The organism is Puniceibacterium sp. IMCC21224 (genome assembly GCF_001038505.1).
GTDB lineage: Bacteria > Pseudomonadota > Alphaproteobacteria > Rhodobacterales > Rhodobacteraceae > Puniceibacterium.
Genome location: NZ_LDPY01000001.1, coordinates 1,649,901 through 1,667,027 on the forward strand (window position 1 = coordinate 1,649,901; position 17,127 = coordinate 1,667,027).

Below are 17,127 nucleotides of genomic sequence, written 5' to 3' on the forward strand. Positions count from 1 at the left end.
TTTAGACCGTCCAGGTGTCGATGATCACCGCGTTGTCGCGCATGTGCAGCAGCTTGAGGTCCAGCACATCCTGCGGCGCAATCGGGATAATACCCGGCAGCAGCGACGGCTCTCCGTGGCCATAAAGTGCCTGTAGCGCGAAACGGCAGGCGTAGATCTTGCCGCCTTCGCCCATGAACTTTTTGAGGTTGTCGGCAAAGTTCTGATGACCCGGAAAAGCCGCATCGCCCAAGGTGGGAAAGCCGCGCTGGATGCCCAGCGTCACACCCGGACCATACAGCAGGATCGACGTCTCAAATCCTTTGCGGGACAGACGGATGGCATTGAGCATGTTGACCAGACCGATAGAGCCCTCAAAGGCGACGGTGTGAAAGGTCACAAGCGCCTTCTGGCCTTCTTCGGCTTTGACGTCCTCAAACACCTTGTCTTCGTAATCGACGAAAAAGTCCCCGTCCTTGTGCTTTTCCATAGTGACTGCTGGCATGTGCTTTCTCCCTGTATGCGACTGACCGGCTGCGGTCATCTGGTGTGAAGAGAGCGTGCATTGCGCGAAATGTATCCATCAATATGGCAATCAATAATGCATACAATTAAGATTTTAAAACGCGCCCTTTGGCGTATTTTTTCGGGCAAGTCGGCTAAATAGGCGGCAAAATGTGAAAAATATCTGCACAGGTAGTGAATATATCCATACAAATCGCTTCAATTTGGGGCGAATCATCGCTAGAGGTCATGTATGCAGAACTGGACACCAACCCTGCGTCGCGACGGCGCGGCCCGATACCTTCAGCTGGCCGATGCCATCGCCGAGGGTATTGCGCTGGGCACCCTGAAACAGGGTGATCGCCTGCCGCCGCAACGTCGGCTGGCAGATCGGCTTGGGATCGACTTTACCACGGTATCGCGCGGTTATACCGAGGCACGGCGGCGTGGCCTTGTCGACAGCCATGTCGGACGGGGCACTTTTGTCGCCAAGAATGGCGATCGAGACCCACAACGCGAATTGCGGCGTCATGCCGATGTCGACCTGACGATGAACCTGCCGCCGGAACCCGAGGATTCGGTGCTTCTGGCGCGGATGCAGGCCGGATTGCAGACAGTGTCTGCGAACCTTATCGACCTGCTGCGGTATCAGGCGTCCACCGGCGGGCAGATCGACAAAGAGGCCGCCTCGACATGGTTGTCGTTGCGCGGACTTGTACCGTCGCTTGACAGGATCGCGGTGACGCCGGGGGCGCATCCGACGATCCTGGCCATCCTGATAGGACTGGCGCGTCCGGGCGATACGGTTCTGTGCGAGGATGTGACCTATGCCGGGTTTCGCGGCATCGCCGCTCGGCTGGGTCTGACCCTGATCGGTTTGCCCGGCGATGCGGACGGAATCGACCCCGACGCGCTGGATGTGGCGATCCGGCGGCATGGGCCAAAGGCGCTCTACCTCAATCCGACGTTACAGAATCCGACGACACGGACGATTTCGCTGGACCGTCGGCAGGCGATCGCCAATGTTATCATCGCCCACCGGCTGCCATTGATCGAAGACGACGCCTATGGCTTTATCCCGCCCAGTCCACCGGCACCGCTCGCCAGTTTTGCGCCGGATCTGGTCTGGCACATCGGTGGCCTGGCCAAATGTATCGGTGCCGGCCTGCGGCTGGCCTATACCGTTGCGCCCAACAGCCATGCTGCGCGGGAACTGGCGCATCATCTCAAACTGATTTCGGTGATGCCGTCGCCGCTGATGATGGCGCTGGCGACCCGGTGGATCATGGATGGCACGGCAGACGGCATTCGGCGCTTTGTTCGGGCTGAAACTCAGGCCCGTCAAAAGATCGCGGCAGGGGCGCTAAGCGATTTCCGGTTCGAAGCGGCACCGCACGCCTTTAACGTCTGGCTGCATCTGCCGACTGGCAGCACGCGGGCCGATGTTATTGGTCGTATGGCAGGGACGGGGATAGGATTGATGCCCGCCGACGCCTTCACGGTTGCGGGCGAGCCGACGGAATCGATTCGTGTCTGTCTGGGCGGGCAAATCGGACGAGAGCAACTGCGTGACGCACTCGGGTTGCTATCTTATGTCATTTCCAGCCGTTTCTGAGGTGGCCGCCAATGACGCGGCACTGATGTCTCAGTCCTGAACGGCGGAAAATTCCTGAGCGATCGCGAGCAAGGCGCTGATCAGTTTGCCGCCTCGACGCTCTCTGAGGCAGATCAGAGCCTCTTCCATCATCATCTGACCCTCATTTTCCAGAGGAATGCGGATCAGCCGGGAATCTTCGCCAAATTCCGCAACCGAAACAAACCCGAGGCCCGCACCAGACGCCACGATTTCGCGCACGGCTTCGCGCCCTTCTGCGACGATGGTGGGGAGCAGCTCATATCCCGCCGCCGATGCGGCCTCTTCCAGTTTTTGGCGTGTCCGGGATCCGCGTTCGCGCATGACCAGCGGGATGTCTGTCAGGTCTTTGAAACGTAGCGATGTGCGGTCGGCCAGAGGATGCGAGCGACAGACAAAGGCCGAAATTGGCGTTGAATTCAGCAGGACCGTTTCAAAATCGCGACCGGTCGGGATTTCGCCAAGAACTCCGATATCGGCCTGATAACTGAACAGCTGGTCAATCACGTTGTCGGTGTTCCCGGCGCGGATCTCAATCGCGACGCCGGGATAGCGTTCGCGAAACCGCGCAAGGATGTGCAGAACATGCTGCGCGCTGTCCGCCATGATCCGCAGTTTGCCCGCCCGCATCACCCGGCTTTCCGACAAAAGTTCGCGGGCCTGCTGCTCACTGTCAAAAAGCCTGCGGGTGATTTCGAGCAGGCGGTCGCCTTCGGGGGTCAGGGTCACCTGTTTTTTGTGCCGGTTGAACAGCAGGATGTCGTATTCCTCTTCCAGTTTGCGCACCTGATCGGAAATGGCAGGCTGAGTCAGGAAAAGCTCTTCTGCGGCGCGGGAAAAGCCGCCGCAGATCGCGACGTAGTGAAAGGCCCGAAGCTGAACATAGCGCATTGCGGTTGCCGGGCCTTTCTATCGCCTTAGTCAATGTTATCATTAGAACTAACGATTTTACTATCGGCCTGCAACCTCGCAGGCTTGGCAATCGCTGCCGCGATCAAAGGAGTGCCGATGTTGCCCCTGACGTTTTTGTTGCATCTTGCCGGGTCTGTCATGCTGTTGCTTTGGGCGGTGCGGATGGTGCGTACCGGAGTCGAGCGCGCCTTTGGCACCTCGCTCAAGGCGGCGCTGCGCGGGGCACGCGACGGCAAGGTCAAAATGGCGGTCGCGGGGATGGTTCTGGCCATCGGTCTGCAAAGTTCTACGGCGGTTGGTATTCTGGCTGCCGGCTTTGCAGCGAGCGGCATTCTGACGGTCAGCGCAGGCATCGCGGCGCTGTTGGGGGCTGATCTTGGCTCGGCTCTGGTGGTCAAGATCCTGTCCTTTGATCTGAGTGGCCTGATTCCGATCCTGCTGTTGGTCGGTGGCACATTGTTCCTGAAGTTCGAGAAACGATCATGGCGGCAGGTGGGTCGCATTGCCTTGGGTATCGCCTTTATTCTGTTGTCCCTGACGATGATCGGTGACGCGACTGCCCCGTTGCGCGACAGCGCGGCGCTGCCGCAGCTGGTTGGCTATCTGCGTGGTGACCCGCTGACGGCGTTTGGCATCACGGCGCTGCTGGCGTGGCTTGTGCATTCTTCGGTGGCGACCATTCTGATGTTGGTGAGTTTTGCCGCCGTCGGTCTGCTGCCGTCATCGGTCGCCCTTCCGATGGTGCTGGGGGCCAATGTGGGTGGCGGCATCATCGCGGTGTGGCTGAGCCGTTCAATGGATGTTGCGGCGCGCAGAATCCCGGTTGGGAACCTGATCTTTCGCGGTACGGCGGCGTTGCTGGCGCTGTCCGTCAATTTGGTGGTCGACGTTCCTGTGCATCTGTTCGGTACGACCGAAGCCGCGCAACTGGTTAACCTTCATGTGGCGTTCAACGCGGTGCTTGTCGTTGTGGCGCTGCCTTTCGCGGGGCCGATGACTGTGCTCACTGAACGGATGCTACCGCGCGCGCCGGACAGCACTGACTCGATGGATCAGGCGGGATCGGTCAGCGTGCTGGATCGCAGCGCGCTCGACATGCCGTTGGTGGCGCTGGCCAGTGCCAGGCGCGAAGTGCTGCGCATGGGCGATATCCTGTCATTAATGTATCACCCGCTGATGGATCTGATGGACGGCGGAAACCTCGAGGTGGTCGGGGCGCTGCGCCGCCGAGATGACCAGGTCAACGCGATCCATACCGACATCAAGCTGTTCGTCGCCGAGGTGAACCGGCGCGAGCTGAGCGAACGCGAGGCGAAAATGGGGATCGAGCTGATGGATGCGGCGATCAACCTCGAACATATTGGCGACATCATCTCAAAGAAGCTACTCCCCCTGGTCGAGGAGCGGGCGGTTCGCAAGCTGCAGTTTTCCCCCGAGGGCTGGATGGAAATGAACCTGCTGCATGCGCGGGTCGAGGCAAACATGCAGCTTGCCCTGAATGTGCTGATTTCGTCCGACATCGCCAGCGCCCGCCAGCTTGTGCGCGAAAAGGAATCGATGCGACGATTGGAGCGCGACAGCCACGACAAACATCTGGCGCGACTGAATGCGGGCAATTCCGAGAGCGTGGAAACCAGCGACATCCATTTGACGATGGTGCGCGGGCTCAAGGACATCAATTCCCTGTTGGTGATGATCGGGTATCCGATCCTGACCGAAAGCGGTCAACTGCTTGAAAGCCGGTTGGCTGTGCCGGTTTGAAATGAGATGATTCATTGTATCGTTTAAAATGATATAACGATATAATTTAACGATTTTACAAATGATACGTGCCGTGGGAAATATCTGACGAACGCACCAGAAAACGAGAGGGAGGACATCATGCCTTTGGAGCAAACAGTCGCCAACCTGGCTTTTCCGGAGCCAGAAATGGGCGAGCCTTTTCTGCTGACGCCGGGCCCGCTGACCACAGCATACAGCGTAAAAGAGGCGATGTTGCGTGACTGGGGCTCTTGGGACGGTGATTTTCGTGGCATGACAAAATCCCTTTGCGAACAGCTTGTTGCGCTGGCCGGGGATACCGATGGCGCGTTCGACTGTGTGCCGATGCAAGGGTCGGGCAGTTTCTCGGTCGAGGCGCTATTGGGCAGTTTCGTGCCGCGCGACGGCAAGGTGTTGGTGTTGGCCAATGGTGCCTATGGGTTGCGGGCGGCGGAAACGCTGCGCTACCTCGGGCGCGATCACGTGGTGATCGACAAAGGGGATTATATGCCGCCGCGCGGAACCGAAGTTGGGGCGGCGCTGGACGTTGACCCGGCGATCACCCATGTGATCATCGTGCATTGCGAAACCTCCTCGGGCATCCTGAACCCTGTGGCTGAAATATCCGAGGCGGTCTATGCCCGCGGGCGCAAGCTGCTGATCGACAGCATGAGCGCGTTTGGTGCGCTGGAGTTGAGAGTGAACGACATCCGCTATGAGGCGATGGTGTCGTCCGCCAATAAATGTATCGAGGGCGTGCCGGGGTTCGGTTTTGTCATCGCCCGCAAGACTGAGCTCGAGGCGGCCAAGGGCAACAGTCATTCACTGTCACTGGATGTACATGCGCAATGGGCCGCGATGCAGAAAACCGGCCAGTGGCGCTATACCCCGCCGACGCATGTGGTCGCGGCCTTCCTTGAGGCGTTGCGCCTGCATTCGGCCGAGGGTGGCGTCGCTGGGCGCGGCGCGCGCTATACCCGCAACCGCGATGTGATGGTCGAAGGTATGCGTGCGCTGGGGTTTGAAACCCTGCTCAAGGATCGCTGGCTTAGTCCGATTATCGTCACCTTTTTCTGCCCGGCACATGAACGCTTTGATTTCAGCCGCTTCTATGAGGCTATGAAAACCAAGGGTTTCATCATCTATCCCGGTAAGCTGACCGTGGTCGAGTCGTTCCGTATCGGCTGCATTGGCCGGATCGACGAGCATATCATGCGCCGCGTCGTCACCGCCGCCGGTGAAACCCTGGCCGAGATGGGCGTTGATACCGCCGCGCCGCCCGCAGCAGCCATTGCCGAACGCGCCAAACTTGCCGCCTGAGGCCGCCCCAAATGATCGACACCCGAGAGGATTCGCTATGAAAGATACCCACCACGCCGATGTTGCCGTCAACGCGCGCAGCTATCCCTGGCCCAAAGTCCCCGCCATCGCCATCTGCCTGGACGGCTGTGAACCCGCCTATCTGGAAGAGGCAATCAAAGCTGGGTTGATGCCGACGCTCAAACGGATGCGCGAAATCGGGACGGACCGGCTCGCTCATTCGGTGATTCCGTCCTTTACCAACCCCAACAACCTGTCGATCGCGACCGGGCGCCCGCCCAGTGTCCATGGCATCTGCGGCAACTACCTGTTCGATCCCGAAACCGGCGAAGAGGTGATGATGAACGATGTGAGGTTCCTGCGGGCGCAGACGATCTTTTCCGCCTTTTACGACGCTGGTGCGCGTGTCGCTATCGTCACCGCCAAGGACAAGCTGCGCGCGCTTTTGGGGGCCGGACTTAAGTTCGACGCTGATCGCGCCAAGTGCTACTCGGCGGAAAAATCCGCGACATCGACCGCAGCCGAGCACGGTCAGGACAATGCCAGTGCCTGGCTTGGTATGGCCCAACCCGAAGTGTATTCGGCGGACCTGTCCGAGTTTGTGTTCGCCGCCGGGGTCAAGCTGCTGCGCGACTGGAAACCGGACGTGATGTATCTGACCACCACGGATTACGTGCAGCATAAATACGCACCGGAACAGCCCGAGGCGCAAAGCTTTTATAAGATGTTCGACACCTATCTCACCGAATTGGACGCCTTGGGCGCCGCCATCGTTGTGACTGCGGATCACGGCATGAAGGCCAAGCACACCGCCGATGGTGAACCCGCAGTTGTCTATGTGCAGGACCTGCTGGATCAATGGCTGGGTGAGGCAAAGGCCCGTGTGATCCTGCCGATCACCGACCCTTATGTCGTGCATCACGGCGCGCTGGGCTCCTTTGCCACAGCCTATCTGCCGGAGGGCGCGAACAAGGTGGACATTATTGCCAAACTTCTTGCGGTCGAGGGCATCACCGTGGTCGTCGACAAAGCCGAGGCGATCCGCCGTTTTGAACTGCCCGGCGACCGGATCGGCGACATAGTGATGATATCGGGTACGCATATGACCATCGGGACGTCGGCGCACCGGCACGACCTTGCCGCGCTCAACGAACCGCTGCGCAGCCATGGCGGACTGACTGAACAAGAGGTGCCGTTTATCGTCAATCGCGTGCTCGACCTGCCGAACGAACCGGTCTTGCGCAACTTCGACGCGTTCTTTTTCGCGACCACTGCGGCGGCGCTGTGATGAACAAGGTTGTGACAAATGCCCCTATCGCGATGCGGCACGAAGCGATGCGGATCGCCGGTCGCAAGGTCGACACCAAAGACCGCGTGCCGGTCCATTATCCCTACACCGGTGATGTGATTGGATCGGTCCCGGCTGGCAATGCCGAGCATGTGCGCGAAGCCTTTGCCATCGCCAAGGACTACCAGCCGACGCTGACCCGTTATGAGCGGCAGAAAATCCTGCTGAACGTCGCCAGGATCATCAATGACCGCAAGGCAGAGCTGGCGCCGATCATCACTGCCGAACTGGGCATCTCGCTCGCTGACAGTCTGTATGAATGCGGACGTGCCTATGATGTCTACACGCTGGCCGGCCAGATGTGCATCCACGACGACGGTGAGATCTTTTCCTGCGATCTGACCCCGCATGGCAAGGCACGCAAGATCTTTACCACGCGCGAACCGCTGCGGGCGATTTCGGCCATCACACCGTTCAATCACCCGCTGAACATGGTCAGCCACAAGCTGGCCCCGGCGATTGCCACCAACAATTGCGTCGTGCTCAAACCGACCGAGTTGACGCCGCTTACCGCGATCTGGCTCGCGGATGCGCTGTACGAGGCTGGTCTGCCGCCGCAGATGTTGTCGGTGATCACCGGCTGGCCGCAAGACATTGGCGATGAAATGGTCGTCAACCCGGACTACGACCTGATCACCTTTACCGGTGGTGTGCCGGTGGGCAAAATGATCGCGGCCAAGGCGGTCTACAAACGTCAGGTGCTGGAACTGGGCGGGAACGATCCGCTGATCATCTGCAACGATCTGTCGGATGCCGATCTGGCCAAGGCGGCGGATCTGGCGGTTGCCGGGGCGACCAAAAACTCGGGTCAGCGTTGCACCGCAGTCAAGCGTATTCTGGTGCAGGAAAGCGTGGCGGACCGGTTTGTGCCGTTGGTGTTGGAGCGGGCGCAAAAGCTGCGGTATGGCGATCCGATGGACCCTACGACCGAACTGGGCACCGTGGTTCACGCCCGCGCCGCCGAGACGTTCGAGGACCGCGTCTTCAAGGCCGAAGCGCAGGGCGCCAAGGTGCTCTATCATCCGGGGCGCAATGGCGCGTCACTGCCACCCATCGTGGTCGATCACGTCCCGCACGAGAGCGAGCTGGTGATGGAGGAAACCTTTGGTCCCATCGTTCCGATCGTGCGTGTGCCGGATTGCGATGAGCAGACCATCGCCATCTCGAACTCCACCGCCTTTGGTCTGTCGTCGGGTGTGTGCACCAATGATTACCGCCGGATGCAGCACTACATCCGTGATCTGGTTGTCGGTACGGTGAACATCTGGGAGGTGCCGGGCTACCGGATCGAGATGTCGCCGTTTGGTGGCATCAAGGACAGTGGCAACGGCTACAAAGAAGGTGTGATCGAAGCGATGAAGAGCTTTACCAATATCAAGACGTTCTCTCTGCCCTGGGGCTGAGGCCTGTTGTTTCAATATCCGGGCGGGGCCTTTGCGGGCCTCGCCCTTTCTTGCGTTCTTAAGGAAGTATCATGAGTCAGGCCGTTACCCATACCGAGGGCGAATCCAACACCTCTGCCGCCCGCCGCGCCTGGGCTGAAACGCATCCCGATGCCGCAACCCGCGACCTGCTGGCGCGCGATGCCGACGCGTTCCTGCATCAATCCCTGTCCAGCCCCTGCGTGTCGACCATAGCCAAAGCCGAAGGCATTTGGATCGAGGATACCGCCGGCCGTCGTTTCATGGATTTCCATGGCAATTCGGTACATCACCTTGGCTATGCCCACCCCCGGCTGGTGGCGGCAATCAAGGCGCAGTTGGATGATCTGAGCTTTGCCCCGCGTCGGTTCACCAACGCCGTGTCAGTTGAATTGGCGGAAACGCTGGGCGCCATCGCGCCGGGGGATCTGAACAAGGTATTGTTCACCACCGGCGGATCGGATGCGAACGAAGTCGCGTTGAAAATCGCGCGCGCCGCGACCGGACGGTTCAAGACCATCAGCTTTTGGGACAGTTTTCACGGCGCCGGTTTTGGCGCGGCCAGCATCGGCGGAGAAGAGACATTTCGCAGCCACATCGCAGGGCCACTGATGCCGGGAACCGAACATATCGCCCCGTTCAACTGCTATCGCTGCCCCTATAATCATGCCGGGCCAGAGAGCTGTGGCCTCGCTTGCGCGCAGATGGTGGACTATGTTCTGGGCCGCGAGGGGGATGTTGCTGCGGTGATCGCAGAACCGATGCGCGCGGTGCCGGTGGTGCCGCCACCGGGATTTTGGAAGGCCGTGCAAGAGGCATGCCACAAGCGCGGCGCATTGCTGATCATGGATGAAATCCCGACCGGTCTGGGCAAGACCGGTCGCATGTTCGCGTTCGAGCATGATGAGGTGATCCCGGACATCGTCACGATGGGCAAGGCGCTGGGCGGAGGCATTCTGCCGATTGCGGCCGTTGTCGCCCGCCACGATCTGGATGTTTGCGGCGATTTTGCCATTGGGCATTACACCCACGAAAAGAACCCGGTGACCGCACGCGCCGCCCTGACCACTATCGCGATCCTGCAAGAAGACGGGCTGGTTGAACGCTCTGCCGAACTGGGGGCTTATGCGTTGACCCGATTGCGGACGGCACTGGCCGATAATCCCATTGTTGGCGATATTCGGGGCAGGGGGCTAATGTTCGGGATCGAGATTGTCGAGGATCGCGGCACCCGCGCTCCGGGCCGCACGGCGGCGGAACGGATCTATTATCGCTGTCTTGAGGCGGGTCTGAGTTTCAAAATCAGCGCGGGCTGCGTCCTGACGCTGTCGCCGCCGCTGATCATATCGCGCGAAGATCTGGACCGCGCCCTGGGCATTGTCGAAGACGCCATCCGCGCCGAGGCGACCCAGTGAGCCTGTTTGCTCTGGGGATTGTCCTGTTCGCCGCCGTGATGCACGCCAGTTGGAATGCGATGGTAAAGGCGGTGCCGGATCGCGCTGCTGTTTTGGCCGGCGTTTCGGGTTGCCACGCACTGATCGGGATCGTGTTGATCTGGATGTCGCCCAGCCCCGACCCGGCAAGCTGGCCGATGATCGTGATTTCGGCAGTGGTACATTACGGCTATTACCTGTTGCTGTTCTACTCCTATCGCTTTGGCGATCTGTCGCAGGTCTATCCGATCTCGCGCGGTATGGCCCCGCCGACGGTTGCGTTGATGGCGTTTCTGCTGGTGGGTGAGACGTTGCCGGTCTCTGGCTGGTTCGGACTGGGTGCGGTCTGCCTGGGGATCAGCATTCTGGCGCTGCAACGCGGTGCCGTCGACGCCCGGCGCAGTACGGTTCTGCTGGCGCTGTGCCTGGGCATCTGCATCTCGACATACTCGGTGGCGGACGGGATCGGGGTGCGGCTGTCGGATGCGCCGCTGGGCTATATCGGTTGGCTGTTTGTGCTCGAAGCGCCGGTGCCGATGGCGATCATCATCTCGCGCGGGGTTGGCGGGGGGCGGTTCGAACTGCGCCCGTTGCTGGCGGGACTGCTGGCTGGGGTTCTTGCCGGGGCCGCTTACGGGTTGGTGCTCTATGTCAAAACCTTTTCACCACTTGCGGCCGTGTCGGCGGTTCGCGAATCCAGCGTCATCATCGCGGCACTCATCGGAGTGGTGCTTTTCGGCGAACGCCCATGGAAAGGGCGGCTTGCCGCCGCAGTAATCGTTGGGGGGGGCGTTATCGCCTTGTCCATAGGATAATTGGCCATATCGAACGTTTCTCTTAATCCAACCATAAGATAAATAGATTTTACTTATTGTTGGGCAGTTCCCAGACTGAATTCAGGATCACGATCCAAATCGGCGGTGATATCACCCGTGTCATTAAAATGTGATGCGCCGCCGCAATAAGAGAACCGCGAACGCGGGTGGCCAAGCGGCGGATTCACCGGCGCTGACCGCGCGCCAACCAACAGGGACCTGCAATGAACACGAAAACGCTTTTGAATCTGACAGTTTGCGCCACGGCTTTCAGCGCGACAATGGCCTTTGCCGAAACCGAACTTACGGTCTACACCGCTGTCGAGGCCGAAGATCTGGCCCGCTACGCCGCGACCTTTAACGAAGATCATCCGGATATCAAAATCAACTGGGTGCGCGATTCAACCGGTGTGATCACGGCCAAGCTTTTGGCCGAACGGGAAAACCCGCAGGCGGATATGGTCTGGGGTCTGGCGGCAACATCGCTGCTTGTCCTCAAATCCGAAGGGATGCTTGAGCCATATTCACCCGCCGGTCTGGATGCGCTTGATGCGCGTTTTCGCGATGGCGATACACCGCCGTCCTGGGTCGGTATGGACGCTTGGGTCGCATCGGTCTGCTATAATACCGTCGAAGGGGACAAGCTGGGCCTGACTGCGCCAACATCCTGGGCCGACCTGACGAAGCCGGAATATGCCGGTCACGTTGTCATGCCGAACCCGGCATCCTCGGGAACCGGGTTCCTTGATGTGTCGAGCTGGCTCCAGATCATGGGCGAAGATGCGGGCTGGGCCTACATGGATGCGCTGCACGAAAACGTCGCGGCTTATACCCATTCCGGCTCTAAACCGTGCAAGATGGCGGCATCGGGCGAAACCGTCATCGGTGTGTCCTTTGCCTTTCGCGGCGCCAAATCCAAGGCTGAAGGCGCGCCGCTGGAAATCGTCGTTCCGACAGAAGGCATCGGTTGGGACATGGAAGCCACGTCGCTGATTGCAGGCACCATGAACGAAGAGGCGGCCAAGACGCTGATCGACTGGTCGATCACGCCAAAGGCGATGGAAATGTACAATGTTGGCTACGCTGTGGTCGGCATTCCGGGCATCGCCAAACCGGTGGATTATTTCCCCGAAGGCATCACCGACGCGATGATCGACAACGACTTTGAATGGGCGGCGAACAACCGCAGCGCCATTCTCGAAGAGTGGACCAACCGGTACGACACCAAGTCCGAGCCCAAGGGCTAAGGCCATCCGGTTTCGGTGCCGGGGCGCCCCAAGTGGCGCCCCGGCGGTCCAAACTCTATCCTGGAACAGACAGCATGAATGCAATCGTACAGGGCGGCATTGCGCCCGCGACTGATGGGGACGTCATTATGGACGCAGCGCAGCCGTATCTTCGGATTCGGAACCTCTGGAAAGCCTTCGGAGATTTCGTTGCGCTGAAGGATATCAACCTTGACGTTGCATCCGGCGAATTTGTCTGTTTTCTGGGACCGTCCGGGTGCGGCAAGACCACGCTGTTGCGCACCATTGCCGGGCTGGATCCGCAGTCGCGTGGAGCCATCCATCAGGGTGGCACCGATATTTCGTCGCTGCCGACATCCAAGCGCGATTATGGCATCGTGTTTCAATCTTACGCGCTGTTTCCGAACCTGACCGTGCGCCGCAACATCGCCTTTGGGCTTGAAAACACCGGACGGCCCAAACCCGAGATTGCCGCGCGGGTGAGCGAGCTGCTTGATCTGGTCGGCTTGCCGGAACAGGCTGAAAAATACCCGGCGAATCTGTCCGGCGGACAACAGCAACGAATTGCGCTGGCGCGTGCCATCGCGATCAATCCCGGTCTGTTGCTGCTGGATGAACCGCTCTCGGCGCTGGACGCCAAGGTGCGTGTGCACCTGCGCCACGAGATCAAGGAATTGCAGCGCAAGCTGGGTGTGACCACCATTATGGTGACGCACGATCAGGAAGAGGCGTTGTCGATGGCCGACCGGATTGTGGTGATGAATCACGGCGTGATCGAACAGGTCGGCAGTCCGACCGACATTTACCGCCACCCGGCGTCGCTGTTTGTGGCCGATTTCATCGGTGAGACCAACAAGATCGAAACACGGCTGAACGATGGCCACGTACAACTGGGCGATGTAACGCTAAAAACCGGCGCGGCGGGCATCCGCGACGGATCGGACGTTACGGTGGCGATCCGCCCCGAAGATATTCTGCCGCATCCGGCAGGTGAGGCGGGGGCAGACAATCTGCTGCCGGTCACAATCACGGATATGGAGTTTCTGGGATCATTCTGGCGCACACATCTGCGCAGCAACGCGCTTGCCGGGGTGCCTCTGGTGGCCAACTTTTCGATGAATGCGATGCGCAGGCTGGCGCTTGAAACGGGCACCGATCTGAGCGTCGAACTGCCGGCCGAACGTGTTCTGGCCTTTGTCAGGGGCGCCTGAGCATGAACACCGCTGACACCACGTTGCCGTCCGGTCGCCCTATTCGTCTGTCGCTGGATCGCGATGGCGTCGTCAAACGTGGCTTTATTCTGATTATCGCGCTCTATCTGATCGTGGCGTTGGCGCTGCCGCTGTATACGATGCTGTCCAAGTCGCTTGTGACCTATGGCTTTGATCTGGCGCGGTATGAAATTCAGGCCAGCGACGCGGCGGGAACCTTTGCGCCACCGGTCAATGTGGCCAAGCTGAACCAGCAGACTGGTGCCTATAGCGCGGATGATCTGAAAACCAGTTCGGACGGTCGGCTCGCGGTCACAAAATTCTTTGCTGATTTCAGTTTCCGCAGTCCGGTGATGTATCGCATTCGTAGCCTTGATGCCGACGCGCCCTATCTGGTCGGCCTTGATCTGCAACGCACGACAAAATGGCAGGAATACGACAGCAACGCGTGGCGACGGATCAACCTGCGGCCGGTGCAATCGATCGGGTTTCAGAACTATGCTGAATATTTCTCAAACGCGTCGCTGTATCAGTCGATCCAGAATTCGCTGTTCATCGCCGGTCTTAGCACCGTTGTGACTGTCTTTCTGGCCTTTGGCTTTGCCTATGCGCTTAGTCGCAGTTGTATGGCCTACAAAGGCGCGTTCCGGCTGATTGGGATGATGCCGATCCTTGTGCCATCGCTGCTGCCTGGGATTGCGCTGATCTATATGTTCGGTAATCAGGGTTTTGCCAAAGAGTTGCTGTTGGGGCAGTCGATTTATGGCCCACTTGGCATTGTCGTAGGGTCAGTGTTCTTTACCTTTCCGCACGCCATGATCATCATATCCACGGCCTTGTCTATCGCGGATCAACGCCAGTACGAGGCCGCGGATTCCCTGCGCTCGACCCCGTGGCGTACGTTCTGGACCGTGACTATTCCCGGTGCACGCTATGGATTGATCTCGGCGGCGTTTGTGGTCTTTACGCTGGTTATCACCGATTTCGGCCTGCCAAAAGTGATTGGCGGGCAGTATAATGTGCTGGCCATCGACATTTACAAACAGGTCATCGGCCAGCAGAACTTTGAAATGGGTGCGGTGGTGTCGGTGGTTCTGCTAATTCCGGCAGTGCTGGCTTTTGTCGTTGACCGGCACGCGCAGAAAAAGCAGGTCTCGTTGCTGTCGGCGCGCTCGGTGCCGTATGAGCCCAAGCCGGACCGGGTTTTTGACAGACTTTGCATGGTTTGGTGCGGGGCCATCGCGCTGTTCATCATCGGGCTGATCGCCACGTGTCAGTTCGCAGCATTGATCAAGTTCTGGCCCTATGATCTGAGCCTGAGCCTGAACAATTACGATTTCAATCGTATGGATGGCGGCGGTTGGGCGGCCTATGGCAATTCGATCAAATTGGCGTTGCTGACAGCCGTGTTCGGCACCGTAATCGTCTTTACCGGCGCGTATATGGTGGAAAAGATCGACGGTTTTGGCGCGGGGCGCGGGTTTTACCAATTTCTTGCGATGCTGCCGATGGCGGTGCCGGGCATGGTGCTGGGATTGGCCTATATCTTTTTCTTTAACAGCCCGGACAACCCTTTGCACTTTGTCTATGGTACGATGGCGATCCTTGTGCTGTCTACAGTGACCCACTTCTTTACCGTCGGACACCTGACGGCGCTGACGGCCCTCAAACAGATTGATGCAGAGTTCGAGCCTGTTGCCAGCTCCTTGCGCCAGCCGTTTCACAAGTTATTCGCGCAGGTTACCGTGCCGGTCTGTCTGCCGGCAATCCTCGACATTTCGATTTACTTGTTCGTGAATGCGATGACCACGGTGTCGGCGGTTGTGTTCATCTATTCGACCCATACCGCACTGGCGTCAGTCGCGGTTCTGAACATGGATGACGCGGGCGATATTGCGCCGGCTGCCGCGATGGGGATGATGATCTTTTACACCAACGTGGCGGCGCGCCTGCTGCATCTGTTGGCATCCCGCAGGATCCTGAAACGGACCCAGGCCTGGCGGACGCGGTGACGCCATAGCCCCGGATAGCATAGCTGGCGATTGGGTTCGCTATGGTCACACCGCCTGCAACCCGACTGGAATGCGCGGCGTCTCTCTGAGGCGGAGGATTTCCGGTTCAGCCCGTGGCGCTGCAGTCGCTCGGTTTTAGCGCAGACGGTTGTGTCGCGCCATCAGCCGTCCAGAAACGCCCTTTGCGCGTCGCGCAGGGCGAAGATATCGATGTCATCGACAATCTCGACATCGTCCAGACGAACGATTTGATCCTTCTTGATCGGCTTTTTCAGTTTTATGTTATGCGCCAACCCGATGGGCAGTGCATTCAGCCGGTGTGACTGCTGGGCGGGGATCGCCTTGGCCCAGACTTTATAGCCGCCTTCGCCGTCCAGATAGTCGCCCGCACCAAAGTCGCCCTTGGAGGTGGCCACGGCGTCGCCACGCCAGCGGGTTGACGACCCTGTCGCCTCGCCGCGCAGACAGGCAGACAGCACGGAGACCGATGTTTCCAGCCCGATCAGGTGGAACGGTCGCCACATCGAGCCGTACCAGCCCGACGGATCAGTCAGCAGGCCGTATTGCTGGAAACAGGCGCGTGTGTATTCGTCGGGTGCCTTGAACGTCACGAACATGCCGTACTGGATGTTGTTCAGCACCACGCGTCCGTCCGGTTCGCGACTGGATGCGATGTCGACAAGGCCGGGTTTTGCCAGTTGACCACCCTCGGATTTTGGGCGGAACACACTGGCGAGATCCTGCAGCCCGGCCGGATGAAACGCCAGCCCGTCGTCCGGGCAATCCATCCCCGTCGCATTGGCCACCGCCGCCATTTCGATCGCTGCCTTGGTGCCATCAGTAAAGGAATTGTACATCTTGGGGTTAAAATCGCCAGCCGCCACCTCTTCGTCGCTCCAGCCGAAATAGCTCCAGACTGTGTCGGGTGTTGAGTAGCGATAGGGCGGGGCAAAGTTCATGCCCTTGCCCGCCGCGATCAGTTCAAAGCCACATGACCGCACCCAGTCGACAAGTTCGCAGATCGCGGCGGGCTGGTCGCCATACGCCATGGAATAGACCACACCCGCCTGCTGCGCACGATTCGCCAGCACAGCACCACACAGCACATCCGCCTCGACATTGACCATGATCACATGTTTGCCCGCTTCAATTGCGGCCAGCCCGTGGCGGGTGCCAGCCAACGGATGGCCCGTCGCCTCGATGATGCATTCTATGGCGTCGCAGGCAAACAGGGCGGCGGCATTGTCGGTGATGCAGGTCGTTCCGTTCTGCACCGCATCACCCATCGACGTGGCGCCATAGCGATCCGCCGTCCAGCCGGTGCGGTTCAGCGAGGCCCGCGCCTTCTCCACGTCGAGATCGGCGATTCCAACGATCTGAAAGCCGGGAATATGTTTGGCCTGTGCCAGGATCATCGACCCGAATTTGCCCGCTCCAATAAGGCCGACGCGCACCGGCTGCCCGTTAGCTGTGCGGGCGGCAAGAAGAGATGACAGGTTCATGATATTGCTCCGGGTGTGAATTTTCAGCC

At 59.5% G+C, this 17,127-nt stretch carries 13 protein-coding genes; 10 read left to right on the forward strand and 3 right to left on the reverse strand.

Annotation, left to right across the window (positions count from 1 at the left end; all coding sequences use genetic code 11):
* Position 1: 1 nt before the first annotated feature.
* Positions 2-484, reverse strand: a complete 483-nt coding sequence (locus IMCC21224_RS07585; protein ID WP_047994833.1) for an MSMEG_0572/Sll0783 family nitrogen starvation response protein — start codon at positions 482-484, stop codon at positions 2-4.
* Between the two features lie 252 nt (positions 485-736).
* Between IMCC21224_RS07585 and IMCC21224_RS07590 the strand changes: the two genes are divergently transcribed.
* Entirely contained in the window at positions 737-2,098 is a 1,362-nt protein-coding gene (locus tag IMCC21224_RS07590; RefSeq protein WP_047994834.1) for a PLP-dependent aminotransferase family protein, read from the forward strand.
* 30 nt (positions 2,099-2,128) lie between these two features.
* Here the strand turns inward: IMCC21224_RS07590 and IMCC21224_RS07595 are convergent, their stop codons facing one another.
* Positions 2,129-3,007 carry a LysR substrate-binding domain-containing protein gene (locus IMCC21224_RS07595; protein WP_047994835.1) on the reverse strand — a complete coding sequence of 293 codons (879 nt, stop codon included), beginning with the start codon at positions 3,005-3,007 and terminating at the stop codon, positions 2,129-2,131.
* A gap of 117 nt (positions 3,008-3,124) precedes the next feature.
* Here IMCC21224_RS07595 and IMCC21224_RS07600 point away from each other — a divergent pair, with 117 nt between their 5' ends.
* The 9 genes from IMCC21224_RS07600 (at position 3,125) to IMCC21224_RS07640 (ending at position 15,596) form a co-directional block, all read left to right on the forward strand.
* Entirely contained in the window at positions 3,125-4,789 is a 1,665-nt protein-coding gene (locus IMCC21224_RS07600; RefSeq protein WP_047994836.1) for a Na/Pi cotransporter family protein, read from the forward strand.
* Positions 4,790-4,957: 168 nt separating this feature from the next.
* Positions 4,958-6,109, forward strand: coding sequence for a 2-aminoethylphosphonate--pyruvate transaminase (locus tag IMCC21224_RS07605; RefSeq protein WP_156178175.1), 1,152 nt, complete (start codon positions 4,958-4,960; stop codon positions 6,107-6,109).
* A gap of 37 nt (positions 6,110-6,146) precedes the next feature.
* Positions 6,147-7,397, forward strand: coding sequence for a phosphonoacetate hydrolase (gene phnA, locus IMCC21224_RS07610; protein ID WP_047994838.1), 1,251 nt, complete (start codon positions 6,147-6,149; stop codon positions 7,395-7,397).
* Positions 7,397-8,860, forward strand: a complete 1,464-nt coding sequence (phnY, locus tag IMCC21224_RS07615) for a phosphonoacetaldehyde dehydrogenase (protein WP_047994839.1) — start codon at positions 7,397-7,399, stop codon at positions 8,858-8,860. The genes phnA and phnY overlap by 1 nt, the downstream gene beginning before the upstream one ends.
* 71 nt (positions 8,861-8,931) lie before the next feature.
* Positions 8,932-10,293 (forward strand): aspartate aminotransferase family protein, encoded by a 1,362-nt coding sequence (locus IMCC21224_RS07620; RefSeq protein WP_047994840.1) that lies wholly within the window; start codon positions 8,932-8,934, stop codon positions 10,291-10,293.
* Positions 10,290-11,126 carry an EamA family transporter gene (locus IMCC21224_RS07625; protein ID WP_197089182.1) on the forward strand — a complete coding sequence of 279 codons (837 nt, stop codon included), beginning with the start codon at positions 10,290-10,292 and terminating at the stop codon, positions 11,124-11,126. Before IMCC21224_RS07620 ends, IMCC21224_RS07625 begins: the two co-directional genes overlap by 4 nt.
* Before the next feature lie 224 nt (positions 11,127-11,350).
* On the forward strand, positions 11,351-12,373 hold the full coding sequence (locus IMCC21224_RS07630; RefSeq protein WP_047994841.1) for a putative 2-aminoethylphosphonate ABC transporter substrate-binding protein: 1,023 nt from the start codon (positions 11,351-11,353) through the stop codon (positions 12,371-12,373).
* A 74-nt stretch (positions 12,374-12,447) separates the two neighbouring features.
* Positions 12,448-13,584 carry a putative 2-aminoethylphosphonate ABC transporter ATP-binding protein gene (locus IMCC21224_RS07635; protein ID WP_231582032.1) on the forward strand — a complete coding sequence of 379 codons (1,137 nt, stop codon included), beginning with the start codon at positions 12,448-12,450 and terminating at the stop codon, positions 13,582-13,584.
* Between the two features lie 2 nt (positions 13,585-13,586).
* Complete coding sequence (locus IMCC21224_RS07640; RefSeq protein ID WP_047994842.1) at positions 13,587-15,596, forward strand: putative 2-aminoethylphosphonate ABC transporter permease subunit; 2,010 nt, start codon at positions 13,587-13,589, stop codon at positions 15,594-15,596.
* A gap of 161 nt (positions 15,597-15,757) precedes the next feature.
* Here IMCC21224_RS07640 and IMCC21224_RS07645 read toward each other — a convergent pair whose 3' ends face one another.
* On the reverse strand, positions 15,758-17,098 hold the full coding sequence (locus IMCC21224_RS07645) for an NAD(P)H-dependent oxidoreductase (RefSeq protein ID WP_047996957.1): 1,341 nt from the start codon (positions 17,096-17,098) through the stop codon (positions 15,758-15,760).
* Positions 17,099-17,127: the final 29 nt, after the last annotated feature.

Bases quoted from the DNA above. Each gene is read 5' to 3' on its own strand.
- IMCC21224_RS07585 (WP_047994833.1), bottom strand. From the start codon at position 484: ATGCCAGCAGTCACTATGGAAAAGCACAAGGACGGGGACTTTTTCGTC.
- IMCC21224_RS07590 (WP_047994834.1), top strand. From the start codon at position 737: ATGCAGAACTGGACACCAACCCTGCGTCGCGACGGCGCGGCCCGATAC.
- IMCC21224_RS07595 (WP_047994835.1), bottom strand. From the start codon at position 3,007: ATGCGCTATGTTCAGCTTCGGGCCTTTCACTACGTCGCGATCTGCGGC.
- IMCC21224_RS07600 (WP_047994836.1), top strand. From the start codon at position 3,125: ATGTTGCCCCTGACGTTTTTGTTGCATCTTGCCGGGTCTGTCATGCTG.
- IMCC21224_RS07605 (WP_156178175.1), top strand. From the start codon at position 4,958: ATGGGCGAGCCTTTTCTGCTGACGCCGGGCCCGCTGACCACAGCATAC.
- phnA (WP_047994838.1), top strand. From the start codon at position 6,147: ATGAAAGATACCCACCACGCCGATGTTGCCGTCAACGCGCGCAGCTAT.
- phnY (WP_047994839.1), top strand. From the start codon at position 7,397: ATGAACAAGGTTGTGACAAATGCCCCTATCGCGATGCGGCACGAAGCG.
- IMCC21224_RS07620 (WP_047994840.1), top strand. From the start codon at position 8,932: ATGAGTCAGGCCGTTACCCATACCGAGGGCGAATCCAACACCTCTGCC.
- IMCC21224_RS07630 (WP_047994841.1), top strand. From the start codon at position 11,351: ATGAACACGAAAACGCTTTTGAATCTGACAGTTTGCGCCACGGCTTTC.
- IMCC21224_RS07635 (WP_231582032.1), top strand. From the start codon at position 12,448: ATGAATGCAATCGTACAGGGCGGCATTGCGCCCGCGACTGATGGGGAC.
- IMCC21224_RS07640 (WP_047994842.1), top strand. From the start codon at position 13,587: ATGAACACCGCTGACACCACGTTGCCGTCCGGTCGCCCTATTCGTCTG.
- IMCC21224_RS07645 (WP_047996957.1), bottom strand. From the start codon at position 17,098: ATGAACCTGTCATCTCTTCTTGCCGCCCGCACAGCTAACGGGCAGCCG.